General features: G+C 44.6%; 18 protein-coding genes and 1 pseudogene. 6 read left to right on the forward strand and 13 right to left on the reverse strand.

What is annotated here, in order from left to right; all coding sequences use genetic code 11:
- Window positions 1–216: 216 nt before the first annotated feature.
- The 9 genes from BLO31_RS17800 to BLO31_RS17840 form a co-directional block, all read right to left on the reverse strand.
- The gene (locus BLO31_RS17800; protein WP_070969893.1) at window positions 217–438 is read right to left on the reverse strand and encodes a hypothetical protein; all 222 of its coding nucleotides are present in this window, start codon (window positions 436–438) and stop codon (window positions 217–219) included.
- 53 nt (window positions 439–491) lie between these two features.
- Window positions 492–674 (reverse strand): hypothetical protein, encoded by a 183-nt coding sequence (locus BLO31_RS17805; protein ID WP_070969896.1) that lies wholly within the window; start codon window positions 672–674, stop codon window positions 492–494.
- A 73-nt stretch (window positions 675–747) separates the two neighbouring features.
- Window positions 748–1,593: a hypothetical protein gene (locus BLO31_RS17810; RefSeq protein WP_070969899.1), complete on the reverse strand. Its 846-nt coding sequence runs from the start codon at window positions 1,591–1,593 to the stop codon at window positions 748–750.
- A gap of 5 nt (window positions 1,594–1,598) precedes the next feature.
- Entirely contained in the window at window positions 1,599–1,877 is a 279-nt protein-coding gene (locus BLO31_RS17815) for a hypothetical protein (protein ID WP_070969902.1), read from the reverse strand.
- A 273-nt stretch (window positions 1,878–2,150) separates the two neighbouring features.
- A complete protein-coding gene (locus tag BLO31_RS17820; RefSeq protein ID WP_070969905.1) occupies window positions 2,151–4,763 on the reverse strand; it encodes a DUF3987 domain-containing protein in 2,613 nt (870 codons plus the stop codon).
- A gap of 214 nt (window positions 4,764–4,977) precedes the next feature.
- A complete protein-coding gene (locus BLO31_RS17825; protein WP_070969908.1) occupies window positions 4,978–5,526 on the reverse strand; it encodes a hypothetical protein in 549 nt (182 codons plus the stop codon).
- 2 nt (window positions 5,527–5,528) lie between these two features.
- Window positions 5,529–5,726 carry a helix-turn-helix transcriptional regulator gene (locus BLO31_RS17830; RefSeq protein ID WP_070969911.1) on the reverse strand — a complete coding sequence of 66 codons (198 nt, stop codon included), beginning with the start codon at window positions 5,724–5,726 and terminating at the stop codon, window positions 5,529–5,531.
- An 89-nt stretch (window positions 5,727–5,815) separates the two neighbouring features.
- Window positions 5,816–6,259, reverse strand: coding sequence for a hypothetical protein (locus BLO31_RS17835; protein WP_070969914.1), 444 nt, complete (start codon window positions 6,257–6,259; stop codon window positions 5,816–5,818).
- A gap of 85 nt (window positions 6,260–6,344) precedes the next feature.
- Window positions 6,345–7,559 carry a tyrosine-type recombinase/integrase gene (locus BLO31_RS17840; protein ID WP_070969917.1) on the reverse strand — a complete coding sequence of 405 codons (1,215 nt, stop codon included), beginning with the start codon at window positions 7,557–7,559 and terminating at the stop codon, window positions 6,345–6,347.
- Between the two features lie 609 nt (window positions 7,560–8,168).
- On the opposite strand from BLO31_RS17840, the gene BLO31_RS17845 reads away from it, so the two are divergent.
- The gene (locus BLO31_RS17845) at window positions 8,169–9,809 is read left to right on the forward strand and encodes a methyl-accepting chemotaxis protein (RefSeq protein WP_070969920.1); all 1,641 of its coding nucleotides are present in this window, start codon (window positions 8,169–8,171) and stop codon (window positions 9,807–9,809) included.
- Between the two features lie 46 nt (window positions 9,810–9,855).
- Here BLO31_RS17845 and zntR read toward each other — a convergent pair whose 3' ends face one another.
- Window positions 9,856–10,254 carry a Zn(2+)-responsive transcriptional regulator gene (zntR, locus tag BLO31_RS17850; protein ID WP_070969923.1) on the reverse strand — a complete coding sequence of 133 codons (399 nt, stop codon included), beginning with the start codon at window positions 10,252–10,254 and terminating at the stop codon, window positions 9,856–9,858.
- 269 nt (window positions 10,255–10,523) lie between these two features.
- Here zntR and purH point away from each other — a divergent pair.
- Window positions 10,524–12,115: pseudogene (gene purH, locus BLO31_RS17855) on the forward strand (bifunctional phosphoribosylaminoimidazolecarboxamide formyltransferase/IMP cyclohydrolase).
- A 53-nt stretch (window positions 12,116–12,168) separates the two neighbouring features.
- A complete protein-coding gene (gene purD / locus BLO31_RS17860; protein ID WP_070969926.1) occupies window positions 12,169–13,458 on the forward strand; it encodes a phosphoribosylamine--glycine ligase in 1,290 nt (429 codons plus the stop codon).
- A gap of 49 nt (window positions 13,459–13,507) precedes the next feature.
- On the opposite strand, the gene BLO31_RS17865 is transcribed toward purD, so the two are convergent.
- Entirely contained in the window at window positions 13,508–14,203 is a 696-nt protein-coding gene (locus BLO31_RS17865) for a DUF1481 domain-containing protein (RefSeq protein WP_070969954.1), read from the reverse strand.
- Between the two features lie 49 nt (window positions 14,204–14,252).
- Window positions 14,253–14,525 carry a nucleoid-associated protein HU-alpha gene (gene hupA / locus BLO31_RS17870; RefSeq protein ID WP_070969929.1) on the reverse strand — a complete coding sequence of 91 codons (273 nt, stop codon included), beginning with the start codon at window positions 14,523–14,525 and terminating at the stop codon, window positions 14,253–14,255.
- A 345-nt stretch (window positions 14,526–14,870) separates the two neighbouring features.
- Between hupA and BLO31_RS17875 the strand changes: the two genes are divergently transcribed.
- Window positions 14,871–15,926 (forward strand): CNNM domain-containing protein, encoded by a 1,056-nt coding sequence (locus BLO31_RS17875; RefSeq protein ID WP_070969932.1) that lies wholly within the window; start codon window positions 14,871–14,873, stop codon window positions 15,924–15,926.
- A gap of 25 nt (window positions 15,927–15,951) precedes the next feature.
- Here BLO31_RS17875 and BLO31_RS17880 read toward each other — a convergent pair whose 3' ends face one another.
- Window positions 15,952–16,539 carry a YjaG family protein gene (locus tag BLO31_RS17880; RefSeq protein WP_070969935.1) on the reverse strand — a complete coding sequence of 196 codons (588 nt, stop codon included), beginning with the start codon at window positions 16,537–16,539 and terminating at the stop codon, window positions 15,952–15,954.
- Window positions 16,540–16,604: 65 nt separating this feature from the next.
- Between BLO31_RS17880 and BLO31_RS17885 the strand changes: the two genes are divergently transcribed.
- Together BLO31_RS17885 and BLO31_RS17890 are read left to right on the forward strand one after the other, a co-directional pair.
- Window positions 16,605–17,531 carry a D-2-hydroxyacid dehydrogenase gene (locus tag BLO31_RS17885; RefSeq protein ID WP_070969938.1) on the forward strand — a complete coding sequence of 309 codons (927 nt, stop codon included), beginning with the start codon at window positions 16,605–16,607 and terminating at the stop codon, window positions 17,529–17,531.
- On the forward strand, window positions 17,531–18,100 hold the full coding sequence (locus BLO31_RS17890) for a uracil-DNA glycosylase family protein (RefSeq protein ID WP_070969941.1): 570 nt from the start codon (window positions 17,531–17,533) through the stop codon (window positions 18,098–18,100). The genes BLO31_RS17885 and BLO31_RS17890 overlap by 1 nt, the downstream gene beginning before the upstream one ends.
- Window positions 18,101–18,142 lie beyond the last annotated feature (42 nt).

The following is an 18,142-nucleotide window of genomic DNA, read 5'->3' on the forward strand; positions in this document are numbered from 1 at the left end:
CTTTTTTTGCCTGTCATTTGAGTAGCCTTAAGGCTGCTTTCCTCATCTCTCGATAATCTTGCAGTAATTGAAAGTATGGATCTTTTCTTGGGATGCCTACGGGGTCAATTAGTGTGTGCCTTGCAAGCCATCGCCTGGGTTTTGTTGTGTTGTCATCATCTGCGACTGCTCGCGCTAACTGGTCCAGCTCGTGGGTGAGAAGATATGATGCCATAGCTACCCCTCTAAAAGTTTTTTGTAACCCTCGGTTGCCTGTTTAAGCTCTGCTGGCGATAACTTCGGCGCTTTCTTCTTGGGTGCTGGAGTCGTTACCATTGCCCTGTAAATACAAGCTGCCTCATCAGGTGAAGCCCCCTCTGGTACTAGCCATATCTCACTGATACCAGACTCATTCTGTTTCGACTCCAGTTTGGCTAGACGTCTATCAAATGCTTTCATTATCTTTACTCCGCTTGAGATGAAACCGCCACAAGTGACGGCTTCAGTTGTGCTTACTTTTTCGCATAGAATTTAGCGTCTGCTTTCTGCTGAACAGTCAAACCACTAACTAAATCTTTGCACTTCTCTGGTTTTTTACTGCCGTAAAACTGGCTATCTGCCCGCGCTTGAACGTTGTGGCTTTCCACATGCTTTTGATAAGCTTCGCGCCCTGCCTGATCTGTTCTCATCACCATGCGTAAATCCCCGTCTTGAATGAATCGTCTACTTTCTTAGCTTTGTAGTATTCGCCTCGTTCAGTGCGGATGACTACATCAATACCTTTACCAAATAGACCTTGAATTGTTCTTCACGGCGTGGACTAAACATTGATTCGCTACAAGTCTGGATTTGATAGTTGATCGGTTTAACCTTCTCTTGACCGTTAGCTGGAACGTTGAACCCGTAGAAGTCCACATCGTTCGATGTAGTGTTGACGATGATCACTTCATCCATGCTGCCTAATGCTGGCGCTTTCTTTAAGTTACATTTGGCGATAAGTGAAGAGTTGTCAGCATTAAGCCGCTTTAGTTCGTCTGCTGCTTGCAGTACCTCTCGCTCTGCAATCAATGGTGCAACTACAGAACAACTTAAAAACGCCTCTAACTCGCTAATGCGCGCCTGTTTGGTGTTGCTGAAGGCTTTGGATTGGAGTCCTAAACGTTGGGCGTCTGTGACGCTTGCATTCCCTGTCATGCGTAGACCTCCATCAATCTTTTGTTTTTCGTCATTAGTTGCCACATGTCGCCAGAATGCTAGACCATTGATAGCACCCAAACCGCCTTGCTGCTCACTGATGAATAGCTTGCCAACTTCGGTATGTTTGAGTGATGCAAGAAATCCACGAATAGCAATGATGTTTGATTTGAAAACATCCAGTTGAGAGTGCTCGAAAATCTGTTTTGATGCCTGTTCGTCTAGCGCCTTAGTTTGTGCGCTGTCGTGCTTACTCTGCTCTGCTTTGAGTTTTGCCAGTTCATCGTAAGGGAATGCCTCAAAAGCCTGTTTAACGGCATCTAATAGCGTCGATTCAGCCAAAGTCAGGCTAGCTGATAGTTCGTTAACTTGTTGCTGTGCTGCGTCCATTGCTTTGATTGCTTCATTGAATTTTTGCATGGTTGTTAGTCCTCGTTTTGGTTTTCTTCCAGTGCTGCGATCCGTTCTTCCAACTCCGCAACTTGTTTGATTTTTGCCTGTAAATATTCAGCATCGAGTGAGTCTGGAGGGGTTTGCGCTTTCAGTGGAGCGAATGTCCTATCTATGACCATTCTCACCGCTTGAACTTCGCCAGCGTCTAATAACTCTTCCAGCTTCTTTAATGCCTTTTCAGTTAGCTCTTTGGGTAAAGGTGTGCGCTTTCGTCCTGCGCCCTCGCGTTTACCGCCCCAACCGTTCGCCATGTTTTGCCCCTTTGAAATAACTTGATTCTTCAAGTGTATCCATTGGAGATCTGAGTAAATAGATGCTTTGAGTGAATGAGATATAAGAGGTTAAAAGTAGACTTATTTTTGAGAGGTGAATTGTTTAGAATGGGTTTAATTGTGGGTTTATAGTTGTTAATTCTCTAGAATTAATTGTTACAGCCCTTACTCTGCTAGCCTGACTAAGTGTGTGTTAATTCATGCTTACTTAACTGACATAAAAAACCGCCCTTTCGAGCGGTCTATATTTGCTTAGTTTCGATAGTCGGGATGAACCCAAAACTGTACTGTTGGTCTACCTCTTCCACTTGCTGGAGGTACAGACACTTCATTAATAAAGCCGCGCTTCACTAGCTCGTTTAATGCTTCTTCCCTAGTCTCTTTGCTTGTTAACCCTTTCCAATCTTTCTGGCTCAATACATGGCGTGTAAACATCGGTGATATTTGAGGCAATCTATCAAGCAAGGTTTTAGCTGGTGCTAGTGCCTTTTCAGCATCAAAGTAAGTCATGATTCTATTAGCGTGACTCTCTAGATACTCCATCCATTTGATAGCTCTCTCTAAGTGCTGAATTGCTATCACTGCGCTTGGTTCTGGTTCTTCCCCTACTAGCGTAGATCCTGCCTCTTCTATCAGGTGAAACACCAAGGCTAACTTTGCGCATAAAGCATCATACTTACCGATCATGCTCTGCCATTGTGCTGTTGATGTGTTCTTACGATGAACCAAATTTTTAGCCCACGATTCCCATAAGTTCTGAGCATCATTATCAAACTTACAGATTAGCGGTAACTCACGTTCACCAAGATAGGCTAGTGCGTCAAAGGTGCTCTTGGCTGTCATTTCTGCCATTACATCAGGTGCTTTATCAACGTATTCCATCCCACTGAAATCTGGATAAACCATTATTTGCATGATGCGCTCTAATAGCCCGTCATCGCCAGTACCGTTAGCTTTACCAGTTAGCAATGGTGTTAGCTTCGCTGGCTGAATACCTCCCATTACTGAGAGAATCACGCGCTCAAGTTCAATGTTCTTACGGGTTACACGCTCTTGAGAGTAAGAGCCTGAACCGTTGAAGCCTTCTAGATAAAAACCTCTTTCATGCTGCCTGTCTGCTCGCTCCATGTTGGCAAGCCATGACGAAAGTTCATCACGAAACATCAATGCGCCAAGTGGGTTAGCTTCCAGTCGAATAGCTAGAGCCTCACTGGTTGAATCATTAATCATTACCTTTCGGATCTTTGGTGGCTTTGGCTGGCTACTTCTAGCCTGTCTTTGTATCTGTAACGCTTCTTGCTTGTTGCCTGCTGCCAGTGCTTCCTTGGCTTTATCCTTTGCCTTGTCTGCTTCTTCCTCTGATAGCTGTAGCTCTAGCTCATACAGATCCACCTTTTCAGCGTTTAGCTTATCAATGACACTTTTTTGAGAGTGCTCCAATAGCTTACGCCCACAGTTTAAAGACGGGGTTTTCTTTGTACTTGGTTGACCTACCGCACCGCCCCACATTGTAGGAACTATTCGCCAACCTGTATCAAGTCGCTTTGGTTGAATCTCAGCACTTCCACCAATAAGAGCACCGGCACAAATGATCACGCTAATAGCTGCAAAGTCTGTTGGTGCTTTATCCATGCGATAACTGTAATCAGTCACATAGTTACGAACCTGCTCGGGTAGTAGCTCTGGGCAAAACTTAGCAACTGGATTTAGCTCAGAAACTAACGGCTCTGGCTGTCTCCACTCATCGGTGCTGTCTTCTTTATCTAGGTTTTTAAACTCTTGGTTTGCTGCTTGAATAGCTATAGCTTGGTTACTCTCGACGTGTGCTTTCTGGTTGTGCTGCGTAATACTTAGCCCGTCTTGGTTCTTTAGGTCGTTACCTACTTGGATTAAAGCCGCTTCTCTATTTCCTGAGTGCTCATGTAAGCAATAGAAATCAAACTTATCATGACTGAATCCGTCACTTAGTGGGTCACTCCCATGACTACTGATATAACGCCCGTTCACATCATCACGATAAGAGATCAACACGCCAGCTAACCCACTAGTGCTATCAGGGTGCAACCACTTCTTACCGCGCTTTTTATACCCCTGACCGCTAAGTAAATCACTCCAATCGTTCACCTGGTTAAATGTGGTAATAGGTGATATTTGTCCACCAGCTAGGCTAATAGGGCTCTGCTTTGCAGGCTTTACCTTTGCGGCTTGCTCTTCTGCTTCCCTTGCTTGCTCTTGAGATAACAAAGCTGCTTGTTCTGCAAAGTAGCTATTAAACACATCTAGAGGCTGTTTTGATTCCACCGTGTACTGGTAACACTCTTTATTGAATACAGATAAAGCAGGTAAGTAACTGATCTGCTGGCTTCGGCTAGTACAGTCATCACCATTAAGAGAAACAACCAATGTGGCTTGTAATGCTTGCCAGTGATCGAGGTCTACTGGTTGAGAGATAGGAACAACAACACGCCAACGCTTATCATCTGGCTTGCTGCTCATTGTTGAGTAAATAAGATAGCTGTCGATGCCGTTTAGCTCTAGATCACCTTCAATAGCGTTAATCTCGCTGTTTCCATCATCAATATCAGCAACTAACATTGTGTAATTTGAGTGACTTTCTAAGTCGTTTTTTCTCTTTGATGTACCAATGTCACTAGGTAAGAACCAAGGGCAATGAGCTTTAGCCTGTCTTAGTTTTTGGTTCTCGTCTGGTTGATACTTTGTTAGGTCTACAGGGTTTCTAATTGCTTGCTCTAAGTCAGTGAGACTAATTAGAGAAAAGCCGTTTGTTTGATTGTGGTCGCGTCCAGTCGTTAACACTTTTTGAGCGCAATCCTGAACCACCGCTACAGAAATAGTCTCTGTCATGGTATAAACTCTCTTTGATGATGGTTGTTGGTGTCTGTCGCCAAACTTCTACCAACAACCTGATTTACTTATAGAGCCTGACGCATTGCGTTGGGCTTTTTCTCTTCTGGATGTATATAGTTAACTATTAATGAACTAACATCATAAATTAACTGACTGTTATTTAAGTGGTTACTCAAGATAACAACTAAAAACTTTTTCCTTGAACCCACCTTTAAACCCTCTTTGCGTCCATTGCCTCGAACTCACCGCACTTTATACAACCGCCATAAAACAGATCATCAGCTAACTGCTCATATCCACAACGAGAGCAATTATCTAACTCTGGAGTTTTGAGGCTCTTACGATTTACAGCTTTAGCTCGTCTTAATGTCCAGTCCAGCCCGTAGCGTCCAATCGAACGCTGCAAGTCTTTCTCTGTTCGCTTTTCTTGCTCTGCTGCCAGTTCTCGCTTGATTCGCTTTCGCTGAGCCTCACGATTGTTAAGCAAGTCCTCTAGGTCATTGAGTGAAATCAAATGAGCCTTTCGCTGACCTTTGCCCGTTAGCACTGAACTGATCGGCATTAAGTGATCAAGCTTCAAGCTGCTAATCAAAGCATCCTCTTTATCTAACTGCTTAGTTGCTGTTTCTCGCCCTGCTGGCTCTGTTGTTTCCCCGTTCATCAAGTCGATAAGAATGGCTAGTTTATCCATTGGGATATTTCGCACTTCTTGCCACAACTCAGAATGGTTACTCATTAGGGTTTCAATTGAATACTTCATAATTAAGCCCCCTGATTGGCATCTAGCCACGCTTCAAAATCGGACGGCTTCCAGCCAATAGTGCGACCATTAACCTTTACTGGATGAGGGAATCGACCATCTTTCACCATTCGCCAAATCGTGCGGTAGTTGCGTGAAATTAACTGCTCCATTTCTGAGTAAGTGATTAACTTTAAACTGGCTTTTTGAACTTCTGTCATATCGAGACTCCTTCTTGTTTATCTCTGTATGTACCTTATCAACTCGCAATATTCGCCATAAGTACAGATAAACCAGTAAGTCGTTTGTACTATTTTTTGGTGCGTCCATATGTTTGCTTAAAAATCTCCTCAAGTTTCTTTATGTTCTGCTTCTCTGGTAACTCCAAATTCCACTTAAAATAGTTATAAAGAGATCTTTTTAAATGGCTTTCATCAGTTGGATCGCATACTTCTTGTTCCCTAGTGCTTTCTAGTACAGCTTTCCATGTTTCCCCCTCACATCTACGCTTCATAGCTTCCCACTGCCAGCTAGTCGTATAGTGCCTTCCACGATCTTCAAGCTCATTCAGTTTTTTACACTCACGATAAAAGTTTTTTTCACGCTCGAACGGATCTCCTCCAGACATATATAAACTAAGAGTGTTAGCAATAATCCTCTCCTCATCAGTCTCCGCTTTATCTATCCAGTGCTGACAAACACCTCTAAGCCTTGCTAAATCGCAACTCTCACTAGCCCTAACGCTTTTCTTCATTGAAGTAGCTTATTCTCCCAGCCTTCTCCCCACAACCTTTTGAGATATTGAACTTCTTGCTGCTGCTCTTCTTCATATGGATCTATCATCGAATACCCACCACGTTTAGTTGTTGTTGACTGTTTTCTAACTTCGCTTGCCATAGCTCTAACGCTACTCGCTTTTGTTCTAGGTACTGCGCTCGGTTGTAAATGCCAGCTACGCCTTTGATTGAATGCCCGAGCAACTGCTCAATAATGTGCGGCTCAATACCTGAGTCATTTAGGTGAGTTGCAAACGTTCGTCTTAGATCGTGCAACCTCCACTCTTCGATATGACCTAGTTTCTTAGGTAGGCTTGCAGCCCATGCGCTAACTGTCGGGGCTTGCTTTAGCTCCCCAAGCAAATAACCATCTTCTGACTGCTCAATGAGGCTGACTAAGTAGCTTTTTAATGACTCTGGAATCGGTCGAACTATCTCCTGACCGTTTTTTGAGTGTGATTTCGGGCAAGTCCAAACCATGCTTTCAAGATCCCATTCAGAAACCTTGCTTAGCCTGACTTCTTGGGTTCTAGCTCCAAAACAGATAAGTAACTTAACTAACTGCCTGTAGTACCAATTGCCTTTCATGTTATTAGTCCACTGCCAAACGTCTAACGTCTCATCAAGGGATAGAACTCTGTCTTTTTTCCCCTGCTTTTCTCCTGCATCTGTTACGGTTAAATCGTCCAGCGCGTGACTGGTACAGAAATGACGTTTGCGGCAATAGATAAGTGCCTGTTTGACGTTCCCAAAAATATAACCTGCTGCCACTGGTGCGGCTCTATGGTGCTTACCTTTTTTAATGTCATCAAAAAGCCCTACCCATAAGCGAGTTGTAACCTCTTCGACTGGTAGGTCTCCAATAAATGGAAAGATATGCTTTTCAAACTGTGCAAGATGCTTGTCTGCGTTGCTTCTCTTTTGCCTAGCAAAGTCATCAATCCAATAACTTAAGGCTTGTCGAACCGTAACCGCCTCACGGAATGAACTCTTATTCAGTTCAATCTCTGTTCTAGGGTTTCGACCTTGATCAAGCCACGCCCGGCACTCACCCGCTTTTGCTCTAGCTTCTGCCAGTGTCATGCCACCAGCTTTACCCGTGAACTGTCCAAGTGTTGCGGTCTGGGGCTTCTGGTTGTATCGGTAGCGATAGATAAAAGAGACCTTTCCAGAACTTCTAACCAATACGGCTAGCCCGTCTCGGTCTGCTACTTTCTTTGGTGTTTTGGAGTCATGCCCCTTTAGGAATGACCTTAGTTTTGAGTCTGTCAGTGCCATAATTTTCTTTTCCGCAGGTAGCGCAGGTTCGCAGGTCGGGGGGGTATCCCCTAAAAACTCACTGTGTGGGTTCAAATTACAGACAAACCCACTAATAAACCCACATTTTAACTTCTACCTGATAGGATAAAGCGAGATATAAGCAGACACAATTGAAATGTAAACCCTTATAGAAAAAGGTTTAATGATAGATAAGAAAAGATAATGCGAAACAAAATGAGTCAGTAAAGCAGTTAATACGGCATGAACTAAGAAAAAGTTCTGACCCTTTTCGTTCCAAACAGCCCGTTAGATTTCTAACGGGCTGTTTCTTTATCACCCCACCTCTCCGCACCACTCTTTTCATATCGTCGTCAGCCCAGTCATTCAGCAGGTACTCAATTATTCTGTGCAAATTTTCACGTCTGCTCTGATTTTCTCCAAAAAGACATCTAATAACTAAGCCTTGTTACCCGCTTTTGATTAAGATAATGCAAGTAATTACATAGTGTGTTTGACACTGATCTCCTCTCGCCTTTCGTCGCATATACGAGGTAAGTCATCCTTTGTTACATTAGGCTTGAGCAATTCTTACTACAACAATCACATTAACTGTACCAAGGAGTCTTTATGGAACGGTTTAGCTTGCGAAGGATCAATATCAGGCAACGCTTATTTCTGCTTACACTGATTGTCACTACATTACTGCTTATTCCCACTGGGTCACTATTGCTGAACTACCAGTCAGACCTTATGGAAGCTAAGCAGGTTAAAACTCGTCACTTAGTAGAAACCGCTTATTCGGTTATCGAACACTACCACCAGCTTGAGCAAGATGGCGCACTGTCAACAGAGCAAGCCAAACAACAGGCTCAACTCGCCGTATCTAAGCTCCGCTATGAAGAGGCTGACTACTTCTGGATCAATGATTCACAACCAGCAATGATCATGCATCCGTTTAAGCCCCAACTTAATGGTAAAGATCTATCAGGTGTGACTGATCCACAGGGCAAGGCCTTGTTTGTTGAGATGGTCAAGGTAGTCAAAGCCCAAGGTGAAGGCATCGTTGATTATATGTGGCCAAAACCCGGTTCAGAAGTTGATGTGGCGAAAATTTCCTTTGTAAAAGAATTTACACCTTGGGGTTGGATTGTTGGTTCGGGTGTCTATGTCGACGACGTTAATGCTCTCATTTGGGAGCGCGTACAGTCCTCACTAATTTTAGTGTCGCTTGCCTTGGTCTTAATGCTGATCGTCGCGGGTATCATTGGTAAAAGCATTACTCAGCCGTGTTCTGAAACACAGAAGGCCATGGAAGAAATTGCTAGAGGTGACGGCGATCTTACAAGGCAACTTCCCGTAAATGGCAATGACGAACTGGCCCACATTGCCCAAGCCTTTAATGAATTTACCGCCAAGATTCGCCACATTGTTGTCGACCTATCGCCTATCACTCGCAAAGTGACTAACTCGGCTGTTGAACTAAACCAAGTGGCTCATCAGTCTTCGCAAAAAGCTCTGGATCAAAAGTCTTCAGTTGAAAATCTCTCTTCTGCAATGGAACAGCTTCACGCAAGTAACGTGGCGGTATCTAATTCCGCGCAAGAGGCAGCAGAAGCAGCTAAGCTGGCAAATCAGAATACGCAAAGTAGTAGTCAGGTTATTCACAAAGCATCCAGAAAAATGGAAGACCTTTCAGAGACGGTATCACGCACAGAAGACAATGTTCAAAAGCTAGCGGATGAAACAGAGAAAGTCAGTGCCGTACTCGAAGTGATTAGAGGCGTTGCTGAGCAAACCAACCTTCTAGCACTGAATGCAGCCATAGAAGCGGCTCGTGCTGGGGAGCAAGGACGCGGGTTCGCTGTGGTAGCAGATGAAGTGCGTACTCTGGCCACTCGTACCAGCAGCAGCACCGACGAAATCGCTCAAATTATAGATAGCTTGCAAGAGCGTGCGAAACACGTGTGCCGCTCTATGGAAGAGACTCAAACTCAGTCACAAGAGACGCTAAAGCACGCCAGTGAGGCTGAGAGAACATTGGCAGAGGTTGATAACCAAATTGCCACTATCGTTGAGCTAAATAGTCATATCGCTACATCAAGTGAAGAGCAGACCAGTGCCACTGATGATATGAGCCATGAATTAGTCAGTTTGTCAGATCACAGTGATCAGGCCGCAGCTCAAGCCAATCAAGTGGCAAGCGCAAGTGAACAGTTAAAAGAAGGGGGAGAGCAACTCGAATCCAACTTTGCCATGTTTAAAGTGTAAACTTCTCATCGGCTTCCCTCTGCCTTTAATCGCATCGGAGGGAAGCCTATTCTAAAGCCGCTAATATTGAGCAGTGACTTGCATCGTCGTTATCATGCCCGCAACACGCATCGTTAATTCGTTTTAACGCGTTGCGAATCTGAGTTAGCTCATTGATTTTACTGTCGATAAGCTTGAGTTTAGCACTGGTTATTGCTTTAACTTCAGCGCAACTGTGTTCCGTGGCTTCTAAGCGTATCTCTAGTAACTCTTTGATCTCTTCCAAGCTCAACCCTAAATCTTTAGCTTTAAGAATAAAGGTTACTTCCTTTATCGCCTGTTCATCGTAAAAACGGTAACCTGATTCACTGCGATTTGCAGGTTTAATCAGAGCATTTTTTTCGTAAAACCTCAGTGTGTCAGTGGTAACGCCACACTTTTTCGCCAACTCTCCGATTCGGTACATAAGTTTCTCTATTAACTATCTCGTTACTTTTTCAGTTAAAACTATCGAACTTTGCAAATATTTTTGCGATGCCAAACGATTGCGCGAGCTTTTTTGTAATAAATTGGTTAGAATACGCGCCATCAAAATTCACTGGCTAGTCAGTCTAGTTTGCCACCGAAAAAGGTCTTTGCCAAAACTGAGCGTGCACTGCAATCTAATCCCTGTCACACACTCCATTTTGGCAAATATCTTTACTTTAACTTCATGAATTTGAGGAAAACGGAAGCATGAATAACGCTCGTCCAATTCGTCGCGCTTTAATCAGCGTATCAGACAAAACTGGTATTGTAGAGTTTGCCACCGCTCTTGCTGAGCGTGGTGTTGATATTCTTTCTACTGGCGGTACCGCTCGCCTACTTGCTGAGCAAGGTCTGAAAGTAACAGAAGTCTCTGATTACACGGGTTTCCCAGAAATGATGGATGGCCGCGTTAAGACACTACATCCAAAAGTTCACGGTGGTGTACTCGGTCGCCGCGGCAAGATGATGCCATTATGGAAGAGCACGGTATTAACCCAATCGATATGGTTGTGGTAAACCTATACCCGTTCGCTCAGACCGTTGCCAAAGAAGATTGCACCTTAGAAGACGCTGTTGAGAACATTGACATTGGCGGTCCAACAATGGTTCGTTCAGCGGCGAAAAACCACAAAGATGTCACCATTGTTGTAAACGCATACGATTACGACCGCGTTATTGCTGAGATGGACAACAATGATAAGTCTCTTACTCATAAAACGCGCTTTGACCTAGCAATCGCTGCATTCGAACACACTGCGGCATACGACGGTATGATTGCCAACTACTTCGGTACTATGGTTCCATCTTACGGTGAGAACAAAGAAGGTGACGAAGAGTCCAAGTTCCCTCGTACTTTCAATCAACAATTCGAGAAGAAGCAGGACATGCGCTATGGTGAGAACAGCCACCAAGCTGCGGCATTCTACGTAGAAAGTAACCCAGAAGAAGCGTCTGTTTCAACAGCTCGTCAGATCCAAGGTAAAGCCCTTTCTTACAACAACATCGCAGACACTGACGCTGCACTAGAGTGTGTGAAAGAGTTTGATGAGCCGGCATGTGTCATTGTAAAACACGCTAACCCATGTGGTGTCGCACTAGGTAAAGATATCCTAGAAGCATACAACCGCGCTTACCAAACGGATCCAACGTCTGCGTTCGGTGGCATCATCGCATTCAACCAAGAGCTTGACGCTGACACCGCAAGTGCCATCGTTGAACGTCAATTCGTTGAAGTGATCATTGCGCCTAAAGTTTCGGCTCAAGCGGCAGAAGTCGTTGCAGCGAAAAAGAACGTTCGTCTGCTTGAATGCGGTGAATGGGCATCGAAAACAACTGGTTTTGACGTGAAACGCGTTAACGGCGGTTTACTGGTTCAAGACCGTGACCAAGGTATGGTAACGCTTGACGATCTAAAAGTGGTTTCTAAGCGCCAACCTACCGAGGAAGAGCTTAAAGACGCTCTATTCTGCTGGAAAGTAGCCAAGTTCGTTAAGTCCAATGCGATTGTATACGCAAAAGGCGATATGACGATTGGTGTTGGTGCAGGCCAGATGAGCCGAGTTTACTCTGCCAAGATCGCTGGTATTAAAGCCGCTGACGAAGGTCTTGAAGTTGCAGGCAGCGTAATGGCCTCTGACGCTTTCTTCCCATTCCGCGACGGTATCGATGCAGCCGCAGAAGCGGGTATCAAGTGTGTTATCCAACCAGGTGGTTCAATGCGTGATGACGAAGTTATTGCTGCTGCAGACGAACACGGTATGGCGATGATCTTCACTGGCATGCGCCACTTCCGCCACTAAGTTTTGATTAGGGTGCTGCGGCACCCTTTAATGACAGATTTAAGGAACTCACAATGCAAGTTTTAGTAATTGGCTCAGGTGGCCGTGAACATGCTTTGGCATGGAAAGTAGCTCAGAACCCAGAAGTTACTACCGTATTTGTTGCACCCGGTAATGCTGGTACAGCACTAGAGCCTAAACTTGAAAACGTTGCTATCGGTGTCGAAGACATTGAAGCTCTAGTCGCATTTGCTAAAGAAAAAGCAATTGAACTCACCATCGTAGGCCCTGAAGCCCCACTTGTTATTGGTGTTGTTGATGCATTCCGCGATGCTGGCCTTCCAATCTTTGGTCCTACTCAGGCGGCAGCGCAACTAGAAGGCTCTAAAGCGTTTACCAAGGACTTCCTTGCTCGCCACCAGATCCCTACCGCAGCGTACGCAAATTTCACTGAAATTGAACCCGCGCTCGCTTATGTTCGTGAACAGGGTGCACCAATTGTGGTTAAAGCCGATGGTCTTGCCGCGGGTAAAGGCGTTATCGTCGCAATGACGCTTCAAGAAGCGGAAGATGCCATTAAAGACATGCTAGCAGGCAATGCGTTTGGCGAAGCTGGTAGCCGCGTGGTTATCGAAGAGTTTCTCGACGGCGAGGAGGCGAGCTTTATCGTAATGGTTGATGGCGAAAACGTTCTGCCAATGGCAACTAGCCAAGACCATAAGCGCGTAGGTGACAAAGATACAGGTCCTAATACTGGAGGCATGGGCGCATACTCACCAGCGCCAGTTGTAACTCAAGAGATCCACAACCGCATTATGGACGAAGTGATTTACCCAACCGTACGCGGCATGGCTTCAGAAGGTAACTCTTATACTGGTTTCTTGTATGCGGGTCTAATGATCGATAGTGACGGCACGCCAAAAGTCATCGAATACAACTGCCGCTTTGGTGATCCAGAAACGCAGCCTATCATGATGCGTATGCAGTCCGACCTTGTTGAACTTTGCCTTGCAGCAATCGATGAAAAGCTTGACCAAGTTGAATCTAAGTGGGATCCACGTGCATCTATTGGTATTGTATTAGCGGCAGGTGGTTACCCAGCGGCATACGACAAAGGTGACGTTATTTCTGGTCTTCCTCAGAGTGAAGTGGAAGGTGAAAAAGTGTTCCACGCTGGTACTGATAACAAAGATGGCAACGTAGTGACCAATGGTGGTCGTGTACTTTGCGCTACTGCGCTAGGGAACAGTGTTTCTGAAGCCCAGAAACGTGCATACGAACTTGCAAAGCAAATTAGCTGGAATGGTTCATTTTATCGCACTGACATCGGTTACAGAGCGATAGAGCGCGAGCAGCAGTCTTAATCTCATGGATTGAAGAAAACATAGTAAAAAGGTGCCTTAGGCACCTTTTTTATTTTTCAATTAGTTGAGCTCTTTCTATACAAGAGTGATCATCTTCAGCCAACATCAATAACTCTTCGACCACAACCTTGCTGCCTCGCGTACTGCCTAAAAACGCAACATAGCTATCAATCGACGCCAAACGGTTAATCACAAAACTCGGTAAGGCGTGATTAAATTCGACAGAGGTATAAGTTCGTCCTGAACAGGTCTCAAACTCAGTGCCATCCCAATAGCCCTGTATTAGGTCTACACCTTTGGAGTTTTGATCCTTTGCCTGTATAACCAGTGAGCTGGCTTCTTGTTGATACCTCAATAGCTGCTCCTCGTTTAAAGGGCGAACTTTGTCATCGAGGCGATACTGCTGATAAATGGCTTGACCATCTTTGTTAAAGCGAACATGGACGCGATACGGAATTAATCCGTTACTATCACTCAACTGTTCACCTTCACGAATAACCTCTCTCACTTGGTTTTCTACCCAGCGATACTCACTTTGATACCAGCCATAATCACCTGACGAAACATAGTCAGATCCTGAAACTGGAAACCCTAGTTTTTCGGTATACCAATAGAAACTCGTCGCGTCACCCATATTTTGGCCGCCAGAATATTGTGTAAATTGCTCTAAATTCTGCGGTGGTGTGGATGAGGAACACCCAACAAGTAAAGAAATGATTAGTGAAGGAAGTAGGAGTTTTTTCATCTGCATTAAGACTACGCCAAGAACTTGTTTGCCCTTGGCGTAGTATAGATTATTTCACTGCGTCTTTCAGAGCTTTACCAGCTACGAATGCAGGAACGTTAGCCGCAGCGATTTGGATCTCTGCACCCGTTTTAGGGTTACGGCCAGTGCGAGCTGCACGGTGGTTTACTTTGAATGTACCAAAACCAATTAGTTGAACTTGGTCACCCTCTTTAAGTGCATCAGATACACCTCCAAGAGTTGCTTCAAGAGCAGCTTTAGCTTGTGCTTTAGATAGGTCTGCTTTTTCTGCGATAAAGTCGATTAATTGGGTCTTGTTCATGTAGGTTTCCCTTCTCATAGGTTATCGAATTCAACTCACTCTAATCCATAAAGACCCTATCTGGCAAAGGTTTGTCGCCGATCTTTGGCTCTCCTGACGTACTTTTAACCATAATATGAGCATTAACTCACAATTTGTTACTCTGCGAATAGTCATTTAAACTTGTTTTTCAGGTTAGAAAGCCCTATTTATACTCTGCCGAGGCTGCGAAAAGCCTGATATTGCGCGCTAGAAATCGGCTACAAAGTACCCAAAACAAAGGATGCACAGGTTTATGTAGAGAGTCTATTTCCACTTTCTTCATCAGCATTTTGCTTTGAGGTATGGTTTTTTTATAGGACAAATATGTTACTGCTAACTCTGTACGTCTCCATTGCCATAGGCGTATCTTTTATCTGTTCCGTGTTAGAAGCCGTGCTTCTGAGTATCACACCCAGTTTTATTGCTCAATTGCGTCAAAAAGAGCACCCAGCAGCCGATAGACTGAAACACTTAAAGTCTGATATCGATAGACCACTGGCGTCTATTCTTACTCTAAACACAATCGCTCATACCATAGGTGCAGCTAGTGCTGGTGCTCAAGCCGCTGTTGTGTTTGGCAGCCAATGGTTAGGCGTTTTCTCCGCAGTATTAACTCTGGGCATTCTAGTGCTTTCAGAAATCGTCCCAAAAACGATAGGCGCAACATACTGGCGTCAGTTGGCACCTGCAACTGCGGTCACTTTGCGCTGGATGGTCTGGGCTCTTACTCCTTTCGTCTGGTTCTCAGAACAGATTACGAAACGTCTAGCACGTGGGCACGAAGCCCCCAAAATGCGTGATGAGCTATCCGCGATGGCGATGCTAGCCAAAGAGAGCGGAGAGTTTGCAGATGGTGAATCTAAACTATTAAACAACTTACTTGGTATTCAAGCGGTACCTGTTACGCAGGTAATGACTCCTAGACCCGTTGTTTTCCGTGTAGATGCAGAAATGACGATCAACCAGTTCTTAGAAGAGCACAAAGATTCGCCTTTCTCTCGACCACTGGTATATAGCCAATCAACCGATAACATTATCGGGTTCGTCCATAGATTGGAGCTGTTTAAACTTCAGCAAGGCGGTTGTGGAGAGAAGCAACTTGGCGCGGTCATGAGACCCGTACACGTCATTCTAAACACGCTACCGCTACCAAAAGCTTTTGACCAGATGATGGCAAATAGGCTGCAACTCGCTATGGTGGTAGATGAGTACGGCACTATACAAGGTATTCTGACCCTTGAAGATATATTCGAACATCTATTGGGTGAAGAAATTGTCGATGAGGCAGATAAGACAACCGATATGCAAGAGCTCGCTTTTGAACGCTGGGAACGCTGGAAGAAGCAACACGGTGTCATTGAAAACCGAGACGAAGAATAGCAAAAGGGAGCTCATGCTCCCTTTTTTATGCTTCTAAACCAATGTTACTAATACCCTGATCACGTAGTTCAGCACGCAGATCTTTTATCAACTCAACGTCTCTTTCAGTGCAGTCTTTTAGCGGACGGAAAATAGCCCATTGTACATCCCACTCCGCACAAACAGATTCCACTTCTTTCTGGTTCTGGTTAGTTACCTCTTCCCCAGTTTGTGCTTCTTCTAACTGAGCGACCGTTTGTACTGATTGCTGACTAACTTTGAGCATGCTCTCTTGAAGGTTATCTCTATCCAATAAGCCATGTAGTAATTCAGACAAAGCCACGCATGCATCAATAGCAGGGTAGACACCGTAAAAATCAAACTCTTCAGCCACCGGAATCAACTCTTCGAGCTTTTCTAATTGACGCTCAAAATTCACTTTTGCGCTTTTTACCGTCAATGATTCCCAAACGCTGTCTAAAATATCTTTGTAAAGACGAGACTCGGCAAATTCTGTATTTGCGCAAAACATGGCATAGTTGGGATACATACGCTCACATAAGCAAGCCATAAAAGTAATCTGTTGCCACGGCTCGAATTTTTCCAAGCGAAGCTGAATAGGATTCTGTAGCATAATGATTCATTGGTTGAGATAAGAACAGCGGAAGTGTACTTGATATAAGAGGAAGAAAAAAGCAGATGGATAACGCGAAACACAAACTCTACATAAAAACAGAGCATAATAAAGAGTATCAACAGTTGGTAGAGCAACAAGCCCTACCCGACCTAGAAATCACAAAAAATCCAGATGAAGCCTCTATTCTTCTCGCATCACCTCCATTGATAAAGGACAGCTTAGACCAATTCGCAAATTTAGATTGGGTACAATCCGTTTATGCAGGGGTCGACGCTTTGATTGCTGCTTCTTCAAGTAAAGAGTACACACTAACCAATGTGAAAGGCATATTTGGCCAACAAATTAGCGAATACGTACTCGGGTACGTTATTAGCCATCAAAGACACTTTGCTCTTTATGCACAACAGCAAGCAAAGAGAGAGTGGCAACCGCACCTATATACATCGCTAAACAACCAAACACTCGTGGTTTTAGGGACGGGTTCTATCGGTGCATACCTCGCAGAGAAAGCTGGCGCTCTTGGACTGAAAACCATAGGTATCAACCGCAGTGGGATCCCACCTAGACACTCTCCTTTCAGTGAAGTTTTCCACATTCAGGAAATAGAAAAAGCCTTTAATCAGGCTGATATTATCGTCAACACACTGCCGAGTACTGAGCAAACCTACCATCTACTCAATCAAACCACATTGGCATACGCGCACAATGCCCTACTGTTTAACGTAGGGCGCGGGTCAGTACTCGATCAAAGCGTACTTACCGCAGTACTAGATGCAGGGCATATAGCACACGCGTTTCTCGACGTCTTCGAATATGAGCCGCTCGACAAAACTAGCGAACTTTGGAGCCACCCTTCAGTGACAATAACCCCACACATTGCAGCGCTGAGTTTCCCCACTCAAGTTGTCGAAATATTCGCGGAAAACTACTTACTCTGGCGCGACGGTTTTTCTTTGAATAATCAGGTAAGCTTTTCAAAGGGTTATTAATGTTAGAGTCATTGCTAAACGAGGTTAGAGCATGTCGGGTTTGTGAACCCAACTTACCCTTGAGTGCCAACCCAGTAGTTCAAGCTGACCCTAACGCTAAGATACTCATTATTGGACAGGCTCCAGGAATTCGAGTGCATCGCACTTCTATACCGTGGAATGACCCCAGTGGAGACCGGCTACGAGCTTGGCTAGACATTTCAAAACAAGATTTTTACGATCCGACTAAATTAGCGATTGTTCCAATGGGATTCTGCTATCCGGGTACAGGTAAAAATGGTGATTTACCACCGAGGAAAGAGTGCGCTCCTCTTTGGCACAACAAGATCCTGTCTATGTTGCCCAACATCCAACTGACTCTATTGATCGGTCAATACGCGCAAAAAGCCTACCTTACTGATAGGCCGAAAACACTGACCGAGACCGTTAAACAATGGGAGCGATGGGCTCCAAATCATCTACCACTTCCCCACCCATCTCCTAGAAATACCCTGTGGCTTAAAAGAAACCCATGGTTCGAAGAGTCTGTAATACCCTATATCCGCCAACATATTTCAAAAACGTTATAGAAATACAGGTTTTTCACCACATACAAAAAAACCCAACGCTTT

The organism is Vibrio sonorensis (assembly GCF_001854765.1).
Taxonomy (GTDB): domain Bacteria; phylum Pseudomonadota; class Gammaproteobacteria; order Enterobacterales; family Vibrionaceae; genus Vibrio; species Vibrio sonorensis.

What these genes read in the sequence shown, in the direction of transcription:
- BLO31_RS17800 (WP_070969893.1), bottom strand. Translation starts at nt 438, where the DNA reads ATGAAAGCATTTGATAGACGTCTAGCCAAACTGGAGTCGAAACAGAAT.
- BLO31_RS17805 (WP_070969896.1), bottom strand. Translation starts at nt 674, where the DNA reads ATGGTGATGAGAACAGATCAGGCAGGGCGCGAAGCTTATCAAAAGCAT.
- BLO31_RS17810 (WP_070969899.1), bottom strand. Translation starts at nt 1,593, where the DNA reads ATGCAAAAATTCAATGAAGCAATCAAAGCAATGGACGCAGCACAGCAA.
- BLO31_RS17815 (WP_070969902.1), bottom strand. Translation starts at nt 1,877, where the DNA reads ATGGCGAACGGTTGGGGCGGTAAACGCGAGGGCGCAGGACGAAAGCGC.
- BLO31_RS17820 (WP_070969905.1), bottom strand. Translation starts at nt 4,763, where the DNA reads ATGACAGAGACTATTTCTGTAGCGGTGGTTCAGGATTGCGCTCAAAAA.
- BLO31_RS17825 (WP_070969908.1), bottom strand. Translation starts at nt 5,526, where the DNA reads ATGAAGTATTCAATTGAAACCCTAATGAGTAACCATTCTGAGTTGTGG.
- BLO31_RS17830 (WP_070969911.1), bottom strand. Translation starts at nt 5,726, where the DNA reads ATGACAGAAGTTCAAAAAGCCAGTTTAAAGTTAATCACTTACTCAGAA.
- BLO31_RS17835 (WP_070969914.1), bottom strand. Translation starts at nt 6,259, where the DNA reads ATGAAGAAAAGCGTTAGGGCTAGTGAGAGTTGCGATTTAGCAAGGCTT.
- BLO31_RS17840 (WP_070969917.1), bottom strand. Translation starts at nt 7,559, where the DNA reads ATGGCACTGACAGACTCAAAACTAAGGTCATTCCTAAAGGGGCATGAC.
- BLO31_RS17845 (WP_070969920.1), top strand. Translation starts at nt 8,169, where the DNA reads ATGGAACGGTTTAGCTTGCGAAGGATCAATATCAGGCAACGCTTATTT.
- zntR (WP_070969923.1), bottom strand. Translation starts at nt 10,254, where the DNA reads ATGTACCGAATCGGAGAGTTGGCGAAAAAGTGTGGCGTTACCACTGAC.
- purD (WP_070969926.1), top strand. Translation starts at nt 12,169, where the DNA reads ATGCAAGTTTTAGTAATTGGCTCAGGTGGCCGTGAACATGCTTTGGCA.
- BLO31_RS17865 (WP_070969954.1), bottom strand. Translation starts at nt 14,203, where the DNA reads ATGAAAAAACTCCTACTTCCTTCACTAATCATTTCTTTACTTGTTGGG.
- hupA (WP_070969929.1), bottom strand. Translation starts at nt 14,525, where the DNA reads ATGAACAAGACCCAATTAATCGACTTTATCGCAGAAAAAGCAGACCTA.
- BLO31_RS17875 (WP_070969932.1), top strand. Translation starts at nt 14,871, where the DNA reads ATGTTACTGCTAACTCTGTACGTCTCCATTGCCATAGGCGTATCTTTT.
- BLO31_RS17880 (WP_070969935.1), bottom strand. Translation starts at nt 16,539, where the DNA reads ATGCTACAGAATCCTATTCAGCTTCGCTTGGAAAAATTCGAGCCGTGG.
- BLO31_RS17885 (WP_070969938.1), top strand. Translation starts at nt 16,605, where the DNA reads ATGGATAACGCGAAACACAAACTCTACATAAAAACAGAGCATAATAAA.
- BLO31_RS17890 (WP_070969941.1), top strand. Translation starts at nt 17,531, where the DNA reads ATGTTAGAGTCATTGCTAAACGAGGTTAGAGCATGTCGGGTTTGTGAA.